The organism is Pauljensenia sp. UMB9872 (assembly GCF_030212665.1).
GTDB classification, from domain to species: Bacteria; Actinomycetota; Actinomycetes; order Actinomycetales; family Actinomycetaceae; genus Pauljensenia; species Pauljensenia turicensis_B.
The window spans coordinates 51,839-74,506 of the sequence record NZ_JASOER010000009.1 but is presented as its reverse complement, the minus strand read 5'-3'; the positions used below and the strand labels follow the sequence as shown (position 1 = coordinate 74,506).

The 22,668-nt window shown below is 58.9% G+C and carries 18 protein-coding genes and 1 pseudogene; 11 read left to right on the top strand and 8 right to left on the bottom strand.

All coding sequences use genetic code 11. The annotated features are described in order from the left end of the window. Nucleotides 1-49: 49 nt before the first annotated feature. From QP109_RS05065 to QP109_RS05050, 4 genes are all read right to left on the bottom strand, one after another. Nucleotides 50-1,591 (bottom strand): amino acid permease, encoded by a 1,542-nt coding sequence (locus QP109_RS05065; protein WP_423825936.1) that lies wholly within the window; start codon nucleotides 1,589-1,591, stop codon nucleotides 50-52. After that, nucleotides 1,588-2,418, bottom strand: a complete 831-nt coding sequence (locus QP109_RS05060; RefSeq protein WP_502929278.1) for a trimeric intracellular cation channel family protein — start codon at nucleotides 2,416-2,418, stop codon at nucleotides 1,588-1,590. The genes QP109_RS05065 and QP109_RS05060 overlap by 4 nt, the downstream gene beginning before the upstream one ends. A gap of 131 nt (nucleotides 2,419-2,549) precedes the next feature. Next, nucleotides 2,550-3,686, bottom strand: a complete 1,137-nt coding sequence (locus QP109_RS05055) for a VIT1/CCC1 transporter family protein (protein WP_270771893.1) — start codon at nucleotides 3,684-3,686, stop codon at nucleotides 2,550-2,552. A gap of 58 nt (nucleotides 3,687-3,744) precedes the next feature. Next, on the bottom strand, nucleotides 3,745-4,059 hold the full coding sequence (locus QP109_RS05050; protein ID WP_285023740.1) for a YtxH domain-containing protein: 315 nt from the start codon (nucleotides 4,057-4,059) through the stop codon (nucleotides 3,745-3,747). A gap of 166 nt (nucleotides 4,060-4,225) precedes the next feature. On the opposite strand from QP109_RS05050, the gene QP109_RS05045 reads away from it, so the two are divergent. Continuing rightward, nucleotides 4,226-4,999 carry an alpha/beta hydrolase gene (locus tag QP109_RS05045; RefSeq protein WP_285023738.1) on the top strand — a complete coding sequence of 258 codons (774 nt, stop codon included), beginning with the start codon at nucleotides 4,226-4,228 and terminating at the stop codon, nucleotides 4,997-4,999. A gap of 135 nt (nucleotides 5,000-5,134) precedes the next feature. Here QP109_RS05045 and QP109_RS09410 read toward each other — a convergent pair. Together QP109_RS09410 and QP109_RS05040 are read right to left on the bottom strand one after the other, a co-directional pair. Further along, nucleotides 5,135-5,350 (bottom strand): annotated as a pseudogene (locus tag QP109_RS09410) (DUF4143 domain-containing protein); the annotation flags it as partial. Between the two features lie 187 nt (nucleotides 5,351-5,537). Next, complete coding sequence (locus tag QP109_RS05040; RefSeq protein ID WP_285023736.1) at nucleotides 5,538-6,560, bottom strand: PfkB family carbohydrate kinase; 1,023 nt, start codon at nucleotides 6,558-6,560, stop codon at nucleotides 5,538-5,540. Between the two features lie 157 nt (nucleotides 6,561-6,717). Between QP109_RS05040 and QP109_RS05035 the strand changes: the two genes are divergently transcribed. The 6 genes from QP109_RS05035 to QP109_RS05010 all read left to right on the top strand — a co-directional run bounded on the left by QP109_RS05035 (nucleotide 6,718) and on the right by QP109_RS05010 (nucleotide 15,789). After that, a complete protein-coding gene (locus QP109_RS05035; RefSeq protein ID WP_285023734.1) occupies nucleotides 6,718-6,978 on the top strand; it encodes a hypothetical protein in 261 nt (86 codons plus the stop codon). 9 nt (nucleotides 6,979-6,987) lie between these two features. Continuing rightward, nucleotides 6,988-12,237: a DUF3418 domain-containing protein gene (locus tag QP109_RS05030; RefSeq protein WP_502929277.1), complete on the top strand. Its 5,250-nt coding sequence runs from the start codon at nucleotides 6,988-6,990 to the stop codon at nucleotides 12,235-12,237. Nucleotide 12,238: 1 nt separating this feature from the next. Continuing rightward, nucleotides 12,239-12,745 carry a SprT-like domain-containing protein gene (locus tag QP109_RS05025; RefSeq protein ID WP_285023732.1) on the top strand — a complete coding sequence of 169 codons (507 nt, stop codon included), beginning with the start codon at nucleotides 12,239-12,241 and terminating at the stop codon, nucleotides 12,743-12,745. Nucleotides 12,746-12,986: 241 nt separating this feature from the next. Next, nucleotides 12,987-13,544: a phosphoribosyltransferase gene (locus QP109_RS05020; RefSeq protein WP_195224574.1), complete on the top strand. Its 558-nt coding sequence runs from the start codon at nucleotides 12,987-12,989 to the stop codon at nucleotides 13,542-13,544. Between the two features lie 83 nt (nucleotides 13,545-13,627). Further along, a complete protein-coding gene (locus tag QP109_RS05015) occupies nucleotides 13,628-14,359 on the top strand; it encodes a nucleoside/nucleotide kinase family protein (protein ID WP_285023729.1) in 732 nt (243 codons plus the stop codon). 59 nt (nucleotides 14,360-14,418) lie between these two features. Next, entirely contained in the window at nucleotides 14,419-15,789 is a 1,371-nt protein-coding gene (locus tag QP109_RS05010) for an MFS transporter (protein ID WP_285023727.1), read from the top strand. Nucleotides 15,790-15,813: 24 nt separating this feature from the next. Here the strand turns inward: QP109_RS05010 and QP109_RS05005 are convergent, their stop codons facing one another. After that, on the bottom strand, nucleotides 15,814-16,302 hold the full coding sequence (locus tag QP109_RS05005) for a low molecular weight protein-tyrosine-phosphatase (RefSeq protein ID WP_438271473.1): 489 nt from the start codon (nucleotides 16,300-16,302) through the stop codon (nucleotides 15,814-15,816). Between the two features lie 42 nt (nucleotides 16,303-16,344). After that, nucleotides 16,345-17,097 carry a 5'-methylthioadenosine/S-adenosylhomocysteine nucleosidase gene (gene mtnN / locus QP109_RS05000; RefSeq protein ID WP_285023723.1) on the bottom strand — a complete coding sequence of 251 codons (753 nt, stop codon included), beginning with the start codon at nucleotides 17,095-17,097 and terminating at the stop codon, nucleotides 16,345-16,347. A 53-nt stretch (nucleotides 17,098-17,150) separates the two neighbouring features. On the opposite strand from mtnN, the gene QP109_RS04995 reads away from it, so the two are divergent. From QP109_RS04995 to nrdE, 4 genes are all read left to right on the top strand, one after another. Then, on the top strand, nucleotides 17,151-18,929 hold the full coding sequence (locus QP109_RS04995; protein WP_285023721.1) for an L-serine ammonia-lyase, iron-sulfur-dependent, subunit alpha: 1,779 nt from the start codon (nucleotides 17,151-17,153) through the stop codon (nucleotides 18,927-18,929). Nucleotides 18,930-19,483: 554 nt separating this feature from the next. Beyond that, nucleotides 19,484-19,747, top strand: a complete 264-nt coding sequence (gene nrdH, locus QP109_RS04990) for a glutaredoxin-like protein NrdH (protein ID WP_285023719.1) — start codon at nucleotides 19,484-19,486, stop codon at nucleotides 19,745-19,747. 187 nt (nucleotides 19,748-19,934) lie between these two features. Continuing rightward, nucleotides 19,935-20,351, top strand: a complete 417-nt coding sequence (gene nrdI, locus QP109_RS04985) for a class Ib ribonucleoside-diphosphate reductase assembly flavoprotein NrdI (protein ID WP_285023717.1) — start codon at nucleotides 19,935-19,937, stop codon at nucleotides 20,349-20,351. Further along, nucleotides 20,321-22,477, top strand: coding sequence for a class 1b ribonucleoside-diphosphate reductase subunit alpha (gene nrdE, locus QP109_RS04980; RefSeq protein ID WP_195224580.1), 2,157 nt, complete (start codon nucleotides 20,321-20,323; stop codon nucleotides 22,475-22,477). Before nrdI ends, nrdE begins: the two co-directional genes overlap by 31 nt. The last annotated feature ends 191 nt before the right edge of the window (nucleotides 22,478-22,668 follow it).

The following is a 22,668-nucleotide window of genomic DNA, read 5'->3' as shown; positions in this document are numbered from 1 at the left end:
ACCACTTTTCAGTGGCGGAGCCTCAATCTCTATGACCAGCGTGTATCGACTACTTCGCAGAACGCTGTGCCATAGCTTCACGGATGAAGTAGATCGCGATGATGATCAACGTCAGGACGCTCATTGCGATCAGCTGCTGGCGGGCCTCGGGGTTCCATGCCATCAGGCAGGCAACCAACACCAGCGACGCGATAACGAGGCGAGGTAGCCAGGGCCAGCCCGGTGAACGCAGGGCAATTGATCCTTCAGCTTCGAGCTTGGGGTGCAGGCGAATTTGAGCGACCAAGATGAAAACCCAGATCACTAGCAGAACCATGCCGACAGAGTTCAGCAGAATTCCAAGGAGCGATTCGGGGAGCAACCAGTTCAACGCCACCGACACCAGGGCGAAGAAGATAGAGACCGAGACGGCTCGACGAGGAGTGCGTCCTTCAGCAATGTCACCGCTCGCCCCTTCGGTGGCTACGCGATCCTGAAGCGACTCCGCTTCCTCATCGGCCACAAAGGTAGCCGAGGTGGTCGATGAAGCGTGACCGGCCTCGTTCATCTTCGACGAAGACATACCTCGACCAAGCAGCCACTTCATGCCCATGCCACGCGCGGACAGCGAGTAGGCGATGCGGCTCGAGGCGTAGATATTCGCGGAGAACGCTGACACGAGGGCGACGAAAACGACCGCTTCCATAATCACACCGACCGCGGGAATACCCGCCATGTTCAGCACCGCGGCGAACGGGCTGGTTGACATTTCCTTCGAGTCCCAGCGCAACAGGCAGATCAACAGGATGACCGAACCGACGTAGAAGATCAGGATTCGGCTGATCACCGAACGAATTGCGGCGGAGATTGCGACCTTCGCGTTCTCGGCTTCGCCGGCAGCGATCGTCACGATCTCAATACCGCCGAATGACGTGATAATCGCAAGAAGCGCGACCGCGATACCCGCCAGACCCGTCGGCGCAAAACCGCCGTGGCCCAGAATCGTCTGACCGATTGACTCGGTGCGACCGGGGACGATTCCCGTCACCAAACCGATACCGATCAGCAGGAAGACAATGATTGCCAGGACTTTGATGCCGGCAAGCCACGCTTCAACTTCACCGAAGTCGCGCGCGGCCATCAGGTTCGCGCCACCCAGCACAACAACGACTGCCAGAGCCACAACCCACTGCGGAACCGACGGGAACCAGCTGACGAAAATCGCTGCCGCACCCGTAATTTCGAGACCCAGCACCATCACCAGCATCGCCCAGTACAACCAACCGGACGTGAAACCTGCCCAGCGGCCAATACCGACCTCGGCATAGGTGGAGAAGGAACCGGTCGACGGCAGGGAGCTTGCCAACTCCGACAGTGCGAACATCACCGACACGGCAATCAGTGCCGCAAGAACGTAAGACACCAGGACGGCCGGGCCCGCTTCCGAGACCGCGACGCCGGTACCGAGGAAAAAGCCGGCGCCGATCGCGCTACCCAGCGCCATCATCGACAGGTGGCGTGTTTTGAATGTCTTACGAGGCCCCGATACGGGCATCGTTGCTTCGCCGCCCGCTTTAGGGGCGGTCGTTGCCGGTGAGCTCATGGTTTTCATGCGCCTTTCGTTGAATTAGAGCTGGGATTGTTCCCTGAAGAATCTGAAGATCCCGTCGACTGTTCGTGAGTTTCATTCGCCTTTTGAGCCTGTTCCTCAAGAACTGCCGTTGCTAGAGCTTTCTTTGCTGCCGGTGACATCAGGCGTCGCAACTGCGACGACGTGACCGTCAGCGTCCAGTCCCCCGCTTGGGGAAGCTGCCACTTACGCCAGTGGGATAAAACAGTGAAGCCCATGCCGACGATCGTTGCGGCGAGCATTCCGATGATCGGCAGATCGTACTTCCAGAAGATCACCGTAATCACAGCAGACGCGAACGCCGGCGTCGCGTACAGGTTGTTCCCGCCAAAAACTTGGGGGACGTTTCCGGCTGAAATATCACGGATTGCACCGCCACCAACTGCGGTGATGATGCCCAGCATGATCGCGGGAAGAACGTCAAACCCCGCGTCGAGAGTCTTCAACGCGCCGGTTGCTGCCCAACACCCAAGCACGGTGCCATCGGCGACCAGCAGGGCAGTACGCCACGGACGCGAGTCCAGCTTCCAGAGCATCGCGATACCTGCACCCAGCAGTGCCGTCCCCAAATAAAAGGGGTCAGTTAAAGCAACCGGAGGCCCCACCTGGAGCAGAACATCGCGGAGCATGCCACCCGCGAGCGCCGACATGATCGCGAGGACCGCAAAACCGACGGCATCAAAGCGCTTCATGCGTGCCAGTCGACCACCGATGATGCCATTCAGCAACACGCCAATCAGGTCGATGGCGCGAAACAGATCCGGTAACGCATGGTTGAGGGCTTCAAGCACACGGACATTGTGGACTATCTTGGCTTTCCGTGGCGTACATGTTCACCAGACGGCGCATACTGAGGTGCATTGTGAGACGCGGACGTGCTGGTTGGTGGTCCGCTGTGGAAGGCGTCTGGTTTCCTGCGGGGCATCGTCTATTGCGCGTACTAGGCGACCGCGGTGCCGAATGCTAGGCCCAGCAGGTAGGTGATAATCGCAGCACCGTAGCCGATTGCCAGCTGGCGAATTGCGCGAGGGGCGGGCGATTGACCAGAGAGGATACCGACGACTCCGCCGGTGCAGAGCAGAGCGACACCGACGATCGCGGCGGCGATGGCGATTGCTGTCAGACCGGAGAGCGCGAAGAGGTAGGGAATCAGGGGGAAGAAAGCGCCGATCGCGAAGAAGAAGAAGGACGAGGCCGCCGCATGCCACGGCGTACCAACCTGTTCGGTGGCGCCAGCGTGAGCTGGTAGCTCGCCTTCGAGTGCGGCACGCACCGCGATGACACCGGACTCTGAGCCGGCGGGGCGGGCGACCTGGGTGAATACCTTTATGGCGTGAGCACGCGCTTCTTCGGGACTTTCGCCACGAGCACGGAACACGAGTTCCAGTTCGTTCGCGTCAACGTCGAGGTCCGGGACAGCTTGGTGTGCTTCGGGATCGGGGATCGATGCGTCGAGCAGTTCACGTTGGCTGGTGACGGACACCCATTCACCGGCTGCCATGGAGAGCGCGCCGGCCAGCAGACCAGCAACGCCGGTCGCGAGGACGAGGTGCGGTTCCATTCCGGTTGCGGCCACACCCAGCACCAGGGCAAGGTTCGAAACCAAGCCGTCGTTTGCTCCGAAGACTGCGGCGCGGAAGGTTCCGGCCAGAGTTTCACGGGAGCGAGCAGTGAGCCCACGGATCACTTCGCCGTGAATGTGCTCGTCAGCGGCCATTTGAGCCGTCGCATCATCGTCGGCGTCGTAGGTGGTGCGCTGTTCGGCGCGCTGGGCCATCGCCAGAATAAAAATGGTGCCGAACATGTGCGCAAGCCATGCGCCAAGGCGAGTACGAAGGCGCGGACGAGGCGCCGGAAGCGCTTTATCTCCTAGCAGGGACAGCCAGTATTCCTCGTGCCTGCGTTCAGCTTCGGCAAGCTTCAGAAGAACCTCGCGTTCAGAGCCGGTACGGCGTTCTGCGAGGGACCGATAGGTGCGCGCTTCCATGCGTTCGTCAGCAAGGTGGCGACGCCAGCGCTTGATCTGCGCTTTCGAAACGTTCTTCGGACGCTGCGGAGTGGGATACGTGTTAGTCATTCAACGACTCCGTGACGTTCTGTCACTATTCGTTCACGAAGGTAGAAACGAATAAGAATCAGCTATTTTCGCGACCGACGACTTGAATTTCGATGTCATCGTCGACGACGGGAGCCGGCTGACTTTGAGTTGCCGAAGCACCGAAGAGTCGCTCTTTTACGACGTCAGCAACCTTGTCGGTGACGCGCTCACCCTGCTCGCGGACAATGTCCGACACTTTTTCGCCCGCTGCATCGAGGGGCTTTGCGACGACCGGGAATCGGCGGAGCTTCGATGCGCCGACGCGGATCTTCTCGTACTGTTCACGACCAGCTTTCGTGCCCAGCACGTAGCCGGCTCCAAGACCAAGAAGCAATCCAAACCTGGTTCCCATGAAAACTCCTGTTTGTCGTGACGCTCGGCGAAAACCGGCGCGATCTGATTACTTCAACCCTACAGGCAGAACAATCCAATCAACGATCAAGATTGAGAAGTTCACAAACGTACACCTAGCGGGATTGGGGTCGCTTGATTGTTCCATTCCCACTACGTTGGAGTTCGTGAGTGAGATCCGAATCCTGACCCCTCGTGGCGTTTCGCTGGCGGGGACGTTCATTAACCCCGTTGACACTGGTGACGCAGCGGTTCTCTTCTCGCATTCGTTCCTCGCTGATCGTCACTCGGCTGAACACTTCGATCGTCTTGCTCGTCTCTACCGCGCGGCAGGCTACGCCACGCTCGAGTTCGATTATTCGGGTCACGGTGAGTCCGGCGACGAAATTATTACCTTGGACGCTGAGGTTGAGGACCTGCGTGCAGCGTCTGGTTGGCTTGCCGACCAGGGGTTTGCTCGCCAACTCATTCATGCGCATTCATTCGGCGCGACGGTGGCGCTAGCAGCTCGGCCGGTCAATGTGCTCGCCTACGTTTTGTCCTCACCATCGCTTGGTCCTATGTCGGTCGATTGGACACAGATTTTCTCTGACGACCAGTTGCGCGACTTGGAAGAGATCGGCGCGACCACGATCGCTGACGACTCACCTTCGATCCGCCGACAGTTCACAATCTCGAAGCAGACGCTGATCGACTTGTCGCTGACCGATTCGGACAAGCTTCTGGCCGGCTTGGAACAGCCGACCTTGGTGATCCACGACAGCGTCGACGCCGAGTTCGGTCTGCTTGCCGCCACGCAGAACGTGTTCCACCTGCTACCCGACGGCTCGCGCGTCGAAATCGTCTCTGATGCATCATTTGGCATGGGTGAAAAGGTCGAGGCCCTGGATGCTCCATCGCTCGAATGGGCGACCCGGTGGGTGCCCGTAGTTCGTCGCTAGCGCGACTGCACGTAGCGAGGTCGGCGTGTCTGGACCCCGTTGAGTTAACACCGAAAAATCCGGCATCGACAGTTTATCGCCCACCCAAACAACACCGGCCTCGTGCACTAGCAGACGAGGCCACGAACACTGACTTTAAGCACGAGCCCACAAAGCACGAAGGGGAAGAACGTACATCCGATCCCCAACTGCTTGCGCTTGCCTTCCCGAATAGAGAACGATGCCCGCAAGAAAACGCTCACCAAGTTTCCGTCGCAGAATATCCATGTTGCGCCAAGAATCCTCCTTGAGTGATGACGAACTTTTCACTTCAATCGCGATAACGGAACCGTCGGCTAACTCAACAATGCAATCAACTTCCGCCTAGCGCGCACCCTGAATAACCGTGATGGGAGCCTCGTTTAAAACCTCATCCAACACAGGACGCAAATGGCGAACTACTGCGGTTTCCATATGGAAATATGTATCAGAGTGCGAGGATTTAGCCATAGGTTACGCGAGGATTTAGCCACACCTAACGCGAGGATTTGACCATATCTTAGGCAAACGAGCCGAGGAACTCCTCGACCGCGGTCACCACTTCCGGCGCCTCGCACCACGAACGTGTACCAAACTTCGTCGTCGAGAACCCGGCGATACGCGACGCAAAACGAATCAAATCACTCGGGTCCTTGGGTATTGGCACATCAGCTACGTGCAGTCTGCCCACCGCCCATGCGAACGCACCGTGGAAAACGTCGCCCGCACCCAGGGTTGAGATGGCATCCACCTGATCAACCTCGGTTTCACCTTCTCGCCCATCCCAATACCACTGCACCGATTCGCATCCTCGCGTGCGGATCGTCCGCGTAATTCCGAAACCGGCGAGGAAGCTGGCAACCTCGGGTCCGGTCGGCTCATTCAGCAACGGCGGACAGAAGTCAGCAGACACCACCGCAATATCAACGAACCCCAACAGCGGGGTGAGCCACGGCTTCCACGACCCACCATCAAGGATCCGCTGATGCGACGGCTTGGCTTCTAGGTGCACGAAAGGATCCTCATCAGGACCGGGCTCCCCCAACGTCCCCACCCGCAACACGCAGTCGGCAATCGCAGGATTGTGGCCGTCAATAAGGACAACGTCCGGAGCTCCGCCCTGGACCAGTACAGAGTCGAGCAGATGGGCGGCCTCGTGCACGTCGATGTCGATCCGCGCATTGGTGGAAGCGACCATCCTGCCACCCGGGTGCTCAACTATGGAGGAAATCGCGGGCGTCTTCTGCACTGAATCCGCACTGGTCGCGTCCAGCAGATGCACGCCGGCGCTGGCGAGGTCCGCGCTGATCGCGCTGGCAATCATCCCCTCACCGATGGCGCTCAACAGACTGATCGACGAGGCCGCCTCCCTAGCGTACCCCGCGGCTTTCTCAAGGGCGGAAAGGGTAACCGCAGCATTCGTTGCCGGACCGCCCGCCGCCATCACATGATCCGTGGAGGTTGTTTTGGTGGCAATATTTGGCTCGTGGTCGAGGGCATGGATGACGTCAAGCGTCGTCAGACCAGCGAAAAGTGCGTGCATAACTCAATCTTGCCCACAATGCTTCACACTCGCATCTTTGCGGGAAGAATGACAGGGTCTTCGATGCCGCATCGACAAAGAATGATGCGCCGCTGCCCCCAATATTTCCGACAGGCTGATGTACGGGCTCCAAAACGGTTGCTTCAACGTATGTGGCATGCCGGGTCAGGACGCAGAACAGATCGAACAGAACACGGTTCGAACAAACCTGTGCCACAAGGGAGCAAAACTCGCCGGCTGTTCAATGATCAGCACCATTGACGGATCTCCCATTTCGCTACGGATGGATCCGAACGGCATGACAGTCCTCGGTGCAGGGCGTGAATACGAGGCTACTTATCCACAAGTAGCTATTGGTCGTGGCACTTATCCACACGCGCACTGTTCTCGCTCCGCACGTGTGAACGTGCCTCGTTAGACTAGGCGGGTGCCAGAAAAACCAGTGCCTTCCAATGAATCGGGGTCGCCTCAGCGCGGTCGCCGTGGCGGTGGAACGCGCCCGCAGAATTCTGGCACGTCAAAAAAGGGCACTGCGCGCAAGGGACAGCAGCGTAAAAGTCGCGTCGGGCAGGAGCCTCGTACTCCCATAGATTCCCCCGAGCGCAACGGACACTCTGCTACCCAGCCACACCACAATCCTCGTCGTAGGCGCAGTCCTCAACGCGAACACGCGCACACGTTTAAGCCATTCACTCCCGAACAGCTGGCCGCGCGCACAGCCGCAATCCCCGTCGTATCTTTCCCTGACCTGCCGGTCAGTGCTCGCCGCGACGAAATCGCTCAGGCGATACGTGACCACCAGGTTGTTATTGTTTCTGGTGAAACGGGTTCGGGTAAGACCACGCAACTCCCGAAGATCTGTATGCAGCTGGGTCGTGGCGTCTCCGGAATGATCGGACACACTCAACCCAGGCGTATCGCAGCGCGTTCGGTCGCTGACCGCATCGCTGAAGAACTCGGGCAAAAAGTTGGACGCGAACCAGGCCAGGTTGTCGGCTATCAGGTGCGTTTCACGGACGAGGTCGGGCCCACCACCCTAGTCAAACTGATGACCGACGGCATTCTGCTGGCAGAAATCCAGTCCGATCCGTTGCTTCGTCGCTACGACACACTGATTATTGACGAGGCCCACGAACGCAGCCTGAACATTGACTTCATCTTGGGCTATCTGGCTCGCCTGCTTCCGGCGCGCCCGGACTTGAAAGTTATCATCACCTCGGCGACGATCGACTCGAAGCGTTTCGCTGAGCACTTCGGTGTGTGGGATGGTCTGCCCGGTCGTGGGACGTTGAAGCAGGCGGCACCTGTTATTGAAGTCTCGGGTCGCACCTTCCCCGTCGAAATCCGCTATCGCCCCCTCACCGCTGACGTGATGACGCACTACTCGTCGTCCACGCCGGGCACTGACCAGAAAGCGGGCGACGCCTCGTCGATGGAAGACGATAATCTGAACCTAGGCGCAGAACAGCTGGTCTTGGAAGACCCTGACGATGATCTGCCGTCGCTCGGGTACGGGCTCGGCGAGGACATTGATGTTGAGACCGCGATCTGTCACGCCGTTGACGAACTTGCGGGTGAGGGCGACGGGGACATCCTTGTTTTCCTGCCGGGCGAACGCGACATCCGCGATACCGAACAGGCACTACTTGACCATCTGGGTCCGCGCGGGGTAAAAGCGGGTGAGACTGCGAAGGCTCGCCCGACGGATATTGAAATCGTTCCGCTGTTCGCGCGCCTGAGTGCTGCCGAGCAGCATCGCGTGTTCGAGAACCACCGACTGCGTCGCGTTGTTCTGGCAACCAATGTTGCGGAAACTTCGCTGACTGTCCCGGGCATTCGCTATGTCATCGACCCTGGTTTTGCGCGTATTTCTCGCTATTCCAACCGGACGAAGGTGCAGCGACTGCCGATTGAAGCGGTGTCGCAGGCCAGCGCTAATCAGAGGGCTGGACGCTGTGGTCGCGTCGCTGATGGCATCGCAATCCGCCTCTTTTCGCAGCGTGACTACGAGAATCGTCCTCGCTTCACCGAACCGGAAATCCTGCGCACCTCGCTCGCGTCGGTCATCCTGCAGATGGCGGCGCTGGGCCTCGGTTCAATTGCCGACTTCCCCTTTCTCGACCCGCCCGAGCATCGCGCGGTTCGCGATGGCATCGCGACTCTGGTGGAAATTGGCGCTCTCGTAGAAGATGACAAGGCCACGCACATGTCTTCGCCATTGAGCACGAAGGGCGCGGCTTCAGACAGTGCTGGTGGCGTAGGTTCAAGGCGTTCCTTTGGATACCGCTTGACTGCAATTGGTCGTGATTTGGCGCGGTTGCCGATTGATCCTAGGCTGGGGCGAATTCTTCTAGAAGCCGACGTCAACGGCTGTGCTTCCGAAGTCCTTGTCATCGTGGCAGCACTTTCAATTCAGGATGTCCGCGAGCGCCCCGCTGAACATCAGGCGGCTGCCGATGCTGCTCATGCTCGCTTGGCGGATCCCAAGTCTGACTTCGTCACCTACTTGAATTTGTGGCGCTACTTGGCAGTCCAGCAGAGGGATCTATCGGGTGCGGCGTTCCGTCGCATGTGTCGGGCAGAGTTCCTGCACTACTTGCGTTTTAGCGAGTGGCGTGACGTTGTTGTTCAGTTGCAGCAGATGGCGCGTCCGCTCGGGTTGGATGTGCATCCGATTGATATTCCGTCGTCTAGCGATGTTGTTCATGCGGCGGAAGTGGGCGGTTTGACTGATGCGCCAGCGCGTGCGGTTGTGGCCTTCACGGATGGTTCGCGCAGTGTGGATGCCGATCAGATTCACCGATCACTGCTTGTTGGTTTCCTGTCGAACTTAGGTTCGTGGGATCAGGCAAAACGCGATTATCAGGGTGCTCGCGGTACTCACTTCACGATTTGGCCGGGTTCAGGTTTAGCGCGATCACATCCTGCGTGGGTGATGACCGCTGAATTGGTTGAAACCAGTCGCCTCTTTGCTCGCACTGTTGCGCGGATTGATCCGGTGTGGATTGAGCCGGTGGCTCGCCCACTGTTGAAGCGCGTTTATTCCGAGCCTTTCTGGTCGAGCGCCAAGGGTGCGGCAATGGTGAAGGAAAAGGTCCTTCTCTACGGGTTGACTTTGGTTGCAGACCGTCCTGTCTTGCTGGGGCGTTTGGGTGACCAGGTGATTGACGCGGGTTCAGATTCACGCTCGTCTCGGGTGGTCACGGCAGGTTCCTTGGCCGGAATCGCTCAGGGTCTGCTGGGCGTACCTGCGTCGGATCGTCGTTCTCGTACCGAGATCGGCTCTGTTGGCCGTGACTTCCTTGCGATGGCGTTGGCTGATGCTCTCAATCTGCCGTCGACCAGCTTCGATACATCCAGCGATGGTGACGACTCTGCGAAATTGGCTCCCAGCAATGAAACGCCCGAGCAGTCGAATAAGGCATCTTCGTCGGGCACCACCCCACCGATCAATGAGGTGGAGATCCCGGCCTCGTCGACCGCTGACACTGCACTGACGGCGCGGATACTCGCCCGCGAAATGTTCATCCGCCACGCGTTGGTGAACGGCGAATGGCGCGAACGCCACCGCTTCCAAAAGACGAACGATGAGCTACTGGAGCAGGCGCGCGAAGTCGAACGACGCTCGCGCACCCACGGTTTGGTTGCTGACGAGGACGCGCGTTTCGCGTTCTTCGACGACCTGCTTCCCGACGATATTGTGTCTGCCGGGCACTTCAATCGCTGGTGGAAACACACGCGCCAAAAGCATCCTGACCTTCTGACATATACTTCTGCCCTGCTTCTTCCGCGAGGGATCGGCCAAGATGCTGACGGTTTCCCCGATACCTGGGAATCGAACGGTCTGAAGCTTGATCTATCGTATGCGTTCACGCCCGGCAGTGCGCGCGACGGCGTCACGATGACGATCCCGATCGAGGTCCTGCAACGCGTCAATGATGTTGGCACGGACTGGTTGGTTCCCGGCATGCTGATCGAGCTCATTACTGAGTCGATTCGCGCTCTGCCGAAAGCTCAGCGTCGTCTACTTGCTCCCGCGCCCGAGGTCGGCGCTCAGGCCGGAGCATGGATGGAGCGCGCGCTCGCGGGAACCTTGACCGAAGCCGAGTCCGGCGTCGCTTCACAACATTCCGGCGTAGCCACGTCGTCCAAGAACGGTGACGAGGCTTCTACGGAGGTCGATCCGATGAGCCTGACGGCAGCGATGGATCGTCTTGCTCGCTGGGGTGCCACGACGGGGAATGCGAAGCAGAATGATCGTGGAAAGAAGCCTGCGCCGATGCCAGAACCTCAGGCTGAAAAGACACCCGCGACCCCACCACGGTCGGCGGTGATTGATTGGTCAAGAGAACGCCCCTCATTCAGCGAGGCTTTCCGCACCGCAGTTAGGATTCTGCGCGGAGTCGATCTGAGCGATTCTCACCTTGCGCACGCTCACGGCAACCTACCCGCGCATCTGCGGATGACATTCAGCGTTGTTGATTCGCACGGCGCTGAACTCGGTTCGGGCACCGACCTCACATACCTGCAACGCACGTTGGCAGCGTCAGCAGACAATGCGATTCGTGACGCGGTGCGAGGCGCTGTCGCCGAGGCTCTTCTCGACGCCACACAGGATCGCTCCAATCGACGAGGCCACCCCCGTTCGCGCAATGATAGTTCGCGTGCGGGCTTCAGCGAAGCGAAGACCAACGCTGGTCATGCGCATTCAGATTCCGATGGTTCCCCCGAGGTTGCTACTCACCTGCACGTTGATGGGCTGACAGATTTCCCAGCTGACCCGCTTCCCCGGTCGATTGACTCTCCTGGTCAAACATCCAGCTCGCAAGGTACCCAGGTGATGACACTGCGTGGCTTCCCCGCGCTTGTCGCTCAAGGTAGCGCCACAGATCCGAGCGCTGGCGTAAGACTCATGGCGAATTCGAATGACGCTGACCGCCATCACCGCGAGGGCCTTGCACGCCTGTTGGCTCGCCGAGTTCGCTTGCAACAGACTCGAGTGACGACACGTTGGACGGGACGCCAAGCTCTGATGCTTGCCGCATCGCCCTACCCGGATACCGCTGCGCTGATTGCGGACGCCCAGTTGGCTTCCGCCCTCTCGCTAGTCGATGAATTGTCAGGCCAGGCCGGCCCCGGGGCGATTCGAGACGCAGCCTCATTCGAAGACCTTGCCAATCGCGCACGAAACCTGCACGAGGACAGGGTCTACGAGATTCTCGGCTACGTTGTACGAGCCATGGAAGCCCACGGCGCTGTTGAGTCCGCGATCCGCTCTCACACGGAAGAATCCATGCGCGAAACAGTTGCTGACGTTCAAGATCACGTTGATTCTCTGATGTATCCGGGTTTTGTTTGTGATACGCCCCTATCGGCGATGCCTCACCTGGCGCGCTATTTGAGAGCCGGGGCGATGCGTATTGAACGCGCAGCCTCGTCCCCCAGAGCACTCGATCGCGATCTGGAGGATATGGACCGGATCCACGACATCCTCGACGCTTTGGACGAAGCCGAAGAGAGCGTTCGCGCGCGCCCTTACAACGCGAAGTCGGCTACAACGATCTCGCACGTGCGGTGGTTGATTGAAGAACTGCGCGTCTCCTTCTTCGCCCAACAGCTGGGCACGCCCAACAAGGTGTCGGCGAAACGCGTCCTCGGCCTGATTGAGACGATCTGAAATGGATCGACGAATCGCACGAAAAGAAGCGCGCATACTGATGGACGCCGCCGAACTGGGTGACTGGACATTCAAATTCGACACAGCAAAGCGCCGAGCAGGATCCTGCGTCTACCGGGCGAAGACGATCACTCTGTCCGGACCGCTCACCGATCTCTATGATCAGGACACCGTTCGTGGCGTCATCCTCCACGAAATCGCGCACGCCCTTGTCGGCCCAGACCATCACCACGATGCAACCTGGCGGAAGGTTGCTCGCGGTCTGGGCGCACCCGATGACGCACGACTCCCCTCGCATCTGCCTTCCCCGGACGAACCCTGGGTCGGAACCTGCCCCAAATGCGGAGCACAACGCAAGCTCTACCGACCGCCGCGTCGCGTCACTGCCTGCGGATACTGCGCGCGACACTTCGACGTCGAACGCATTCTGACCTGGACATATAAAGGGCATCCACGTAACCCCGGCACCGCCTACCTCAAAGAACTTGGGCGCATCAAACGCGCCTGAGGCCACCCAAAAACGCGCCGGTAGCACGCTGGCAGGCTGAGCAATCGAGCGCGGCCTCGTCCCCCACGCGCACGAAGTTGCGCAACTGAACACGAACAGTGACGAGACCATCACTTCCGCACCCAATTTCGGTATCACCCACCGCGCGCGGAGTACTACTCTTGTCCCTAAGTTCTTTATTTGGTTTATTTGGACGGCCCACCCATAGCCGACCACCATAAAGCCACTACCCAGGAGTGACATGACGGATCAGCCGAACACCACCACTGCTCAGTCCACGGACGTTCCCGACGTTGCAGATCGCGAGGTCCTCACGTGGGAAGGTTTCGGCGTTGCAAGCCGTGAACTCACTCAGCAGATTGTTGACTCCGGCTGGATCCCCGAACTGATCGTCGCCATCGCGCGCGGTGGCCTGATCCCCGCGGGTGCCATCTCCTACGCAATGGACGTCAAGGCATGTGGCACCATGAACGTCGAGTTCTACACCGGCGTTGGCGAAACCCTCGAAGCACCGGTTCTGCTTCCTCCGCTCATGGATATTTCCGCGATGGAAGGCAAGCGAGTCCTGATCGTTGACGACGTCGCAGACTCCGGCAAGACCCTCAAGATGGTCATGGACATGATCGCCGAAGACGGCCTGTCCCTCAACGGTGAAAACCAAGTGAAGGTTGACGCGCGCAGCGTCTGCATCTACAAGAAATCACGCTCGATCATCACCCCCGACTACATCTGGGCAGAAACCGACAAGTGGATCAACTTCCCCTGGTCGACACTGCCGACGATCACGGCAAACGCCTGATTTCATCGAGCCGGTTGCGCGCGTCGCAGCCGGCTCTTTCATTTACCGTTTCCGCTCCGCCCTAGAACGATGAGGTTTCGAGCATGAGCACACACACTGACACCGCAGGCAATCAACCCGCTGGCTCCATCAGCGGATCTGCACCCTACGCCATCTACGGTGAACGCGCGTCCGCGTCGCTGTCCGTCGCTCAACAGGTCGTTGACCTTGTCCTTCACCGGCTGGCAAACGGAGAAAACATTCGTGTCCTCGGTCTGACCGGCCCTCCCGGAACCGGGAAGACCACCGTTGCAGCCCTCGTCGCAGAAATCCTTGAAACTGCCGATGTTGCGGTGGCCGGCATCGCGCCGATGGATGGCTTCCACATGTCGAATGCCGTGCTGGACGACTTGGAGCGCCACGACCGCAAGGGCGCTCCCGACACGTTTGACATCTGGGGGTACGAGACCCTGCTGGCACGCATTCAAGCGAGCGAGCACCCCGTTTTTGCTCCCGACTACAACCGTGGCCTGCACGAACCTGTCGCAGCGTCCATCCTGATTCCAACTGAGGGCATCGTCATCACCGAAGGCAACTACCTAGCATTCGACGAACCGGGGTGGCGCGAGGCTCGCGGGCACATTGATTTCCTCGTCCACATTGATACGCCGACAAACGCTGTCATGCGACGCCTCGTCACCCGCCACGAAGCATTCGGAAAATGTCGCGCAGATGCCGCCCACTGGGTGCGCACCGTGGACGCGCCCAACATTGAGTTGGTCGCCGAATGCGCATCGCGCGCCGATGCGATCGTCTCGCCCCAAACAGGAGAGTAACAGTGACATCGCGCACTCGGCGCACACAATAACCCTTGGTATTGCTAGCATTTCAACACATGACTGACAGCCTCACCTCGCCTAACGCCGATGAGACCCGCCCTTTAGACCAGGAGAACGCGGATCCCGTGGAGGTGGCCTCGTCTATGAGCGAAACCCTCGACGCACCCGCGGAAAACGACCCGCATTGGAAGCGTCGCGTCGCCCTATTCCTGATCGCGCAGGCGATTTCCCTGTTCGGCTCCTCGATCGTGCAGTTCGCGATCCTGTGGTACCTGACGCTGACGCTCAAGACCGGGTGGGTCATCACCCTGTACGCCGTTGTCGCTTTCGTCCCCCAAGCGATCCTGTCTCTGTTTGGTGGCACGCTTGCTGATCGAGTGAACCGTCGAACGGTGATCGCCGTTTCCGACTCGATCATTGCGCTGGTCACCCTGGGATTGGCAGTATCAATGATGGCGGGCGAAACCTCACTCTGGCTGATCTACGGCGCGGTCTTCATTCGCTCCGTAGGCGCCGGCTTCCAACAGCCCGCGGTTGGCGCGCTCTTACCACAGCTGACCCCAACCAGTCAGCTCATGCGCGTGAACGGCATTAATCAGACGATTAACTCGGCGATGGCACTGCTGTCTCCGGTGGTCGCGGGCGCGGTCTACGGCTGGGGTGGCCTGGTTCCAACCTTCTGGATCGACGTTGTCACTGCTCTGATCGGTGTCGGTATTGTCCTGACGATCCCCGTTGCGACGATGCGAGGTGGCGGCGAGGATGAAAAGTCGTTCGCTCACGATCTGATGGACGGCCTGCGCTACGTTGCGGGACACCGCACGATCCTCTGGCTGATAGTCCTCTACACGGTAATCTTCACGCTGATCGTCGCACCGAGCTTCATGGTGCCACTGATGATCGCGCGCGACTTCACCGACGCTGTCTGGCCGCTGACGGTCATGGAAACCTCATTCTCAGCGGGCATGGTGCTGGGCGGTCTGGCAATCGCGACCTTTGCCGTGAAGTGGAATCAGAGCCGGATGCTTCTCTACTCGTGCGGGAGCTTCGGCCTGTTGTCCGCCACCCTTGGCCTGACGCCATTCCTGGGGACGACCGTCGGCCTGTTCACCCTGTTCGTACTGACGTTCATCATCGCGCTACTAATCCCGTTCTTCTCCGCACCGGTCATGACACTGATTCAGACCACGGTCGAACAGACGTACATGGGTCGCGTGTTTTCGCTGATCAACATCGTTGCAGTGCTCGGTATGCCAACTGGCATGATCGCATTCGGGCCACTTGCTGACCGATTCTCGATTCAGTGGATCTTCATCATCAGTGGCATCGTCGCGTTCGGATTCACGGTTGTGTCATTCATGGCTGAGCCCGGCCGCGAGGTTCTGAAAATGAGCGGGCAACCCGCAACCCAGCGTGACAGACAATGACACAGTCATTGCCTAGTCGCTTCGCTACTTCGACAGCTCTTCCACGATGAACGGCGTCGTGCGCTCAATCGTCTCGAGCGTCTCGACGAAATCCTGATATCCGCCGTACCACGGGTCGGGGACATCACGGTCTGACGGAGTAGCCTGCGGATCAAAATCACGAAACAAACGGATATCAGGCCCAGCGGAACCTCGTGAATCAGAAGCCGCACCGGCACTCAGCCCGGCGTGATCGCGAAGGCGGTTCAATGCAGACAGGTGATGGCCGGTCATCGCGAGGATCAGGTCCCAGTCCGCCAGTTCGCTCATGCGGATCTGGCGCGCACGATGGTTGGGGACCTCGTGGCCGTGTTCGCGCAAGACCCGAGCAGCGCGACGGTCGACAGGGTTGCCTTCTTCTTCGTCGGAAACTCCTGCGGAATCTACGACGATATCAATGCCGGCGTCGCGCGCGGCTTCAAGCAGAATCTGGTGGGCCATCGTCGACCGGCAGATGTTGCCGGTGCAGACCATCAGAACTCGTTTCACTGGGATCCTTCCGATTAAAAATGCAGGTCAAAGCGTCAGGAACGTGCGGACCGCAAGCGCGCTAATGTCGGCTGCCTTTTCGGAGTCCATGTGGAAATCCTGGTCGGCAGCGGGGCCACACAAGTCGGAGACGGCGCGTAGGCTGACCCAGTCAACACCGCTGGACCAGGCGACTTCCGCCATGGCGCAGGTTTCCATGTCGGCGCCAATAGCATCCGGGAATTTTTCGCGCATGGGTTGGGCGATGGGGGCGGTGATGAACGAGTCGGAGGACAGGACGCGACCGGTCATGACGGTGAGGGCGTCGGACTTGGCAAGCAGGGCGACGCGAGCAACGGTTTCGTCGGAGGATCGGTAGTCTTCGGGCATCTGCGGGACCTGGCCCATGGCGTAGCCGAAGGCGGTGGCGTCGGCTTGGGAGTAGATGGTCGAGGTGCCGGCAGCGATGTTGGAAACGTTGATGTCCGCGGCGAGTCCACCGGTGGTGCCCGCTGCGATGACGATGGGAGTATCAACCAGCGTGAGGGCGCGCGCGGTCGCGGACGCGGAGTTTGCCAGACCGATTCCGCTTTTCACAAGCAGAACGTCGTGACCGTCAAGAGCACCGAGCGCGAAGCGCTGTTGTGCGTGGTCCTCCATTCCGACGACGAGTTCGGTGACGGTGTCACTACCGGCGCAGGGGTGCAACGCAGCGCGCAGGGGTGCCGCTTCCATTTCCATGGCGCATTGGATGATGGCGACGACGGTCGGACGAACGGGAAATTCGATGCTGATTGTCATAGCGCCCAGTCTACGGTTCGCTCTTACGGTGACGAAAGCGCACAATAGTTCGCATGACTTTTGACGCCGCCGATTCTCCGACCGCTCTTTCGCTTGCTCAGGTGACGCCAGATCGTTTCGACGCTGGCGAGGCAACTCCTGCTGCCGTGCTTTCCGGTGAGGTTCCCGCTTCTCAGGCCGCGCACCCTCTGTCGGTTTTCGACATGTTCCGCATCGGTATCGGCCCGTCGTCGTCACACACGGTTGGTCCGATGCGCGCCGGTCTTGCGTTTACAGGCGAGTTGGCGTCGTTGCTCGCCGGAGATGAAGGGGACGAGGCCACCTCCACGCCTCAACGTTCCCCCGAAGAAGGGGCGGAGTCTAAGGCGCCGTGCCGCATTATGATCGACCTGTTCGGTTCGCTTGGCGCGACGGGTCGCGGGCACAACACTGACCGCGCGGTCTTGCTGGGCCTTGCGGGCTACAGCCCGGAGAGCGTTGAGATCGATACGGTTGAGGGTATTTTCCCGACGATTGCCGCGACCGGTTTCTTGCCAACTCCGTGCGGTCAGGTTCCTTTTGATATTGCGCGCGATATTCGTTTCGTTCCGCGCACGGTGTTGAAGTATCACGTGAACGCTCTGACGATCACGGCGTGGCGCGAAGCTGATGGCCACGAGAAGATTCTGGAGCACACCTATTACTCGGTGGGCGGTGGTTTCGTGATGGTGCAGACGAATGATGACGTGAATAATCCTCAGGTCGCATCGTTGGCGACCGGCATGAGCGCCGCGACAATTGATGCTCCTGCGCCGTTCCTCTTTACGACCAGTGCACGCCTGCTCCACGAGTGTAAGCAGTCTGGTTTGCGCATCTCCGAGCTGGTTCGTCGTAATGAAGAAGCTGTGCGAACTGCTCAAGAAGTCGATGAGTATTTGGATGCGATCGCGGACACGATGTTTGAGTGCGTGGATGCCGGAACCAGTGCCAGTGGCATTCTTCCGGGTGGTTTGGATGTCCCTCGTCGCGCGAAAGCACTGAGCACAAAACTGTCCGAACGTGCTCGCACCGGCTGCGAATCGCTTCCCGGCGCACCTTGGGCCTCGAGCCCCAACGACCCGATGCGCGCGATGGACTGGGTGAACCTGTTCGCGCTGGCGGTCAACGAAGAGAACGCTGCCGGCCACCGCATCGTCACCGCGCCGACGAATGGCGCCGCGGGCGTGATTCCTGCGGTCCTCGGCTACCTAGTCTCCTACTGCCCTGAAGCTGGTGCAACGATTGGTGCCGCATCGGCTCCGACGCTGTTCGACTCACCAGAGGCTCCTTTGGCTCGTGTGCGTTTCGGCTCAAAGGGGGTCGAGGTTCTTTCCGACGCTTCCGACATTCACGGGGAGGCGTGGGCGCGCAGGCGTAAGACAGTCCATGATTTCTTGCTTGCAGCAACGGCGGTTGGCTCGCTGATTAAGACGAACGCGTCGATTGCTGGTGCTGAAGTTGGCTGTCAGGGCGAGGTTGGTTCAGCGGCCGCGATGGCGGCCGCAGGCTTGGCCGAAGCATTGGGTGGAACCCCCGAACAAGTTGAGAATGCCGCGGAAATTGCGATGGAGCATTCACTGGGGCTGACCTGTGACCCTATTGCTGGCCTAGTTCAAATTCCCTGCATCGAACGTAATGCGATCGCCGCGGTGAAGGCGATTAACGCGGCGCGTATGGCCCTCTGGAGCGATGGTCGGCATACGGTGTCGCTGGATGCCGTCATTGAAACGATGCGCCAAACCGGCAACGACATGCTGTCGAAGTACAAGGAAACGTCGGCGGGCGGCCTGGCCGTGAACGTCGTCGAATGCTGAGCTCACATCATCTGCTCCCATTAGATAGGGACATTTACCTCTAGTAGCGGTACCAACAGGCGCGCCACTAGTAGTAGTGGTTCATCTACCACGACCCCTACATATAGGGAGGGTGCACTCAATCCACCCCCTACATGTAGTGGTCTGGCATATGCGACACGCCGACGCCACACACGAGTTTTGAGGCAGTTTTTTCCATTCGCATTCGAGGTTATCCACAGGTATGCACATATGTGTTCACCCTCCATGCACATGCGTGTGGACCCGGAACCGAAGAATGACAATCGTGTAACTTCCGCATAATCATGCCCTCTTTGAGGTGCTCTGTAAAACGGTTTACCCATGGTTCAACGGACAATTCTTATATGAACAGTAAGTCCATCCACACCGTATTCACAGATCCGCCTCCCTCTATCCACAAGCTGAGTCACACAACGTTACGACCACAACATGTTGTGTCTATTCCTTCAAGCACCCACAAGGTGTAGTGTTAAGACATCTTCGGGATAACCCTTGAAGATACGCGTTCCTATCCCTTTAATTAGGAGAATCCCATGACGATCACCGTCTACTCGAAGCCCCGTTGCCCCCAGTGCGACGCAACCTGCCGCGCTCTCGACAAGCAGGGTCTTGACTACACGAAGATCGACGTGACGGAAAACCTCGAAGCGCTCGATTACATCAAGGGCCTCGGCTACCAGCAGGCTCCCGTCGTCATGGCTGGCGATAACCACTGGAGTGGCTTCCGCCCGGACCGCATCAAAGCCGTCGCAGTTGCGGTAGCTGCCGCAACTCCCCTCGCAGTCGGCCAGGCCTGATCTTTTCTTCCGTCCCGGCTACCGATAGAGGTGGCCGGGGCGAACTGCGTTCAAGGACAGAGTTTCACGAACGCGATGACGATCCCCGGCGACATTCTCAAACAGTACTGAAGTGTCCGACTTCGTCAATAGAATCGAATCGCACCTAGGCGCACCACACCACAGCAGCACAAACGGCAGGTCCATCATGGTGAACATCGTTTACTTTTCCTCAGCAACCGGGAATACTCACCGCTTCGTTGAGAAGCTTGGTCTGCCCGCACAGCGCATCCCACTGCTGAAAAGCGACGAGTTCCTGCACGTCGACCAGCCCTACGTGCTGATTGTTCCCACATACGGCGGGGGCAACCTCAAGGGCGCGGTTCCCAAGCAAGTCATCGCCTTCCTCAACGACCCGGGTAACAGGTCTCACTGCGTGGGAGTCATCTCATCAGGAAATACGAATTTCGGCACCGCGTACTGCCTCGCAGGCGATATCGTTGCAACGAAGCTGGGTATCCCCCATATGTATAAGTTCGAGCTACTCGGAACCCCCGAGGACGTCTCACGAGTTCGAGAAGGACTGAAAGAGTTTTGGCAGAAAATCTCACCGACACAGGCGTAGAAGAAATCAGTAACCCAGAGCTCGATTACCACGCTCTGAACGCCCAGCTGAACCTCTACGATGCCAATGGCAAGATCCAGTTCGACGCGGATCGTAAGGCAGCTCGCCAGTACTTCTTGCAGCACGTCAACCAGAACACCGTCTTCTTCCACGACCTGGAAGAAAAGATGGAATACCTGGTTGAAGAGGGCTACTACGAGCAGGCTGTTCTGGACCAGTACGAGTTCCAGGACATCAAGGACCTGTTCAAGCGCGCCTACGCGCACAAGTTCCGCTTCCCCACGTTCCTCGGCGCGTTCAAGTACTACACGTCCTACACGCTGAAGACGTTCGACGGTAAGCGCTACCTGGAGCGTTTCGAAGACCGTGTTGCGATGGTCTCCCTGTACTTGGCTCGCGGAGATGTGAAGCTCGCCCAGCAGTTCGTGGATGAGATCATGGCCGGCCGTTTCCAGCCTGCAACCCCGACGTTCCTGAACGCTGGCAAGGCTGCGCGTGGCGAACTCGTATCCTGCTTCCTGCTACGTATCGAAGACAACATGGAGTCGATCGCCCGTGGCATTAACTCTGCTCTTCAGCTGTCGAAGCGCGGTGGTGGCGTCGCCCTGTCGCTGACGAACCTGCGTGAAGCCGGCGCTCCGATTAAGAAAATCCAGAACCAGTCCAGTGGCGTTGTCCCGGTCATGAAGCTTCTGGAGGACTCCTTCTCTTACGCGAACCAGCTGGGTGCACGTCAGGGTGCGGGTGCCGTTTACCTCAGCGCACACCACCCGGACATCATGCAGTTCCTCGACACGAAGCGTGAAAACGCTGACGAAAAGATCCGCATCAAGACCCTGTCGTTGGGCGTTGTGATCCCCGATATTACGTTCGAACTCGCGCGTAACAACGAGGACATGTACCTGTTCAGCCCCTACGACGTCGAGCGCGTCTACGGCGTTCCCTTCTCTGAAATCTCCGTTTCTGAGAAGTACCGCGAGATGGTTGACGACGGCCGCATTCACAAGAAGAAAATCAACGCTCGTCGTTTCTTCCAGACCCTCGCTGAAATTCAGTTCGAGTCCGGCTACCCGTACATCGTCTTCGAAGACACCGTGAACCGCGCGAACCCGATCAAGGGCCGCATCACGATGTCGAACCTCTGCTCCGAAATTCTGCAGGTGTCCGAGGCCTCGACCTACAACGCTGATCTGACCTACAGCCACGTCGGCAAGGATATTTCCTGCAACCTGGGTTCGTTGAACATCGCGAAGACGATGGATTCTGAGGACTTCTCGACGACGATCGAAACGGCGATCCGCGGTCTGACCGCTGTCTCCGACCTGTCGGATATTCAGTCGGTTCCCTCGATTGCTCGAGGCAACGCGATGAGCCACGCGATCGGCCTGGGCCAGATGAACCTGCACGGTTACCTTGCTCGCGAACACGTCATGTACGGTTCTAAAGAAGCTCTGGACTTCACGAACATGTACTTCCTGGCTGTCGCCTACGAAGCAATCAAGGCGTCCTGCCTGATCGCGAAAGAACGCGGCGTCTCCTTCGAAGGCTTCGAGGATTCACAGTATGCGTCCGGCGAGTACTTCGAGAAGTACATCAATGGCACGTGGGAACCGACCACGGACAAGTGCCGTGAGTTGCTCGCAAAGTCGACGATCCACATTCCGACGGCTGACGATTGGAAGGCTCTCGCCGCCGATGTGAAGCAGTACGGCATGTATAACCAGAACCTGCAAGCGATCCCGCCGACCGGCTCGATTTCGTACATCAACAACTCGACCTCGTCGATCCACCCGATCGTTTCTCAGATTGAAATCCGTAAGGAAGGCAAGATCGGTCGCGTCTACTACCCGGCTCCGTACATGACGAACGAGAACCGCGAGTACTACGTGGACGCCTACGAGATCGGCCCAGAGAAGATCATCGACACCTACGCGGTTGCTACTCAGCACGTGGATCAGGGTCTGTCGCTCACGCTCTTCTACCCGGATACCGTAACGACGCGTGATATTAACAAGTCCTACATTTACGCGTGGAAGAAGGGCATCAAGACCCTGTACTACATGCGTCTTCGTCAGATGGCGCTGGAGGGCACCGAAGTTCAGGGTTGCGTGTCCTGCATGCTCTAAGCATTCAGTCCGCCACCTGTCTCCCGGCGCGGTGGTAGTTGGCCACTGAGAATCCCGGCCTCGTTGATGTGAATTCACGAGGCCGGGATTTCTTTTCCCACTTTCAGATTGCGTTGCCCGGACAACTAGGGAATTGCTCGGTTGTTGCACTCTGACGAAAACGGGACGTTACGGGGTTGATCGGGGGTTAG

Excerpts from the sequence above, each read along its gene's own strand:
- QP109_RS05065 (WP_423825936.1), bottom strand. The coding sequence starts at position 1,591 with ATGAAAACCATGAGCTCACCGGCAACGACCGCCCCTAAAGCGGGCGGC.
- QP109_RS05055 (WP_270771893.1), bottom strand. The coding sequence starts at position 3,686 with ATGACTAACACGTATCCCACTCCGCAGCGTCCGAAGAACGTTTCGAAA.
- QP109_RS05050 (WP_285023740.1), bottom strand. The coding sequence starts at position 4,059 with ATGGGAACCAGGTTTGGATTGCTTCTTGGTCTTGGAGCCGGCTACGTG.
- QP109_RS05040 (WP_285023736.1), bottom strand. The coding sequence starts at position 6,560 with ATGCACGCACTTTTCGCTGGTCTGACGACGCTTGACGTCATCCATGCC.
- QP109_RS05035 (WP_285023734.1), top strand. The coding sequence starts at position 6,718 with ATGCCGGGTCAGGACGCAGAACAGATCGAACAGAACACGGTTCGAACA.
- QP109_RS05025 (WP_285023732.1), top strand. The coding sequence starts at position 12,239 with ATGGATCGACGAATCGCACGAAAAGAAGCGCGCATACTGATGGACGCC.
- QP109_RS05020 (WP_195224574.1), top strand. The coding sequence starts at position 12,987 with ATGACGGATCAGCCGAACACCACCACTGCTCAGTCCACGGACGTTCCC.
- QP109_RS05015 (WP_285023729.1), top strand. The coding sequence starts at position 13,628 with ATGAGCACACACACTGACACCGCAGGCAATCAACCCGCTGGCTCCATC.
- QP109_RS05010 (WP_285023727.1), top strand. The coding sequence starts at position 14,419 with ATGACTGACAGCCTCACCTCGCCTAACGCCGATGAGACCCGCCCTTTA.
- QP109_RS05005 (WP_438271473.1), bottom strand. The coding sequence starts at position 16,302 with ATGGTCTGCACCGGCAACATCTGCCGGTCGACGATGGCCCACCAGATT.
- mtnN (WP_285023723.1), bottom strand. The coding sequence starts at position 17,097 with ATGACAATCAGCATCGAATTTCCCGTTCGTCCGACCGTCGTCGCCATC.
- QP109_RS04995 (WP_285023721.1), top strand. The coding sequence starts at position 17,151 with ATGACTTTTGACGCCGCCGATTCTCCGACCGCTCTTTCGCTTGCTCAG.
- nrdH (WP_285023719.1), top strand. The coding sequence starts at position 19,484 with ATGACGATCACCGTCTACTCGAAGCCCCGTTGCCCCCAGTGCGACGCA.
- nrdI (WP_285023717.1), top strand. The coding sequence starts at position 19,935 with ATGGTGAACATCGTTTACTTTTCCTCAGCAACCGGGAATACTCACCGC.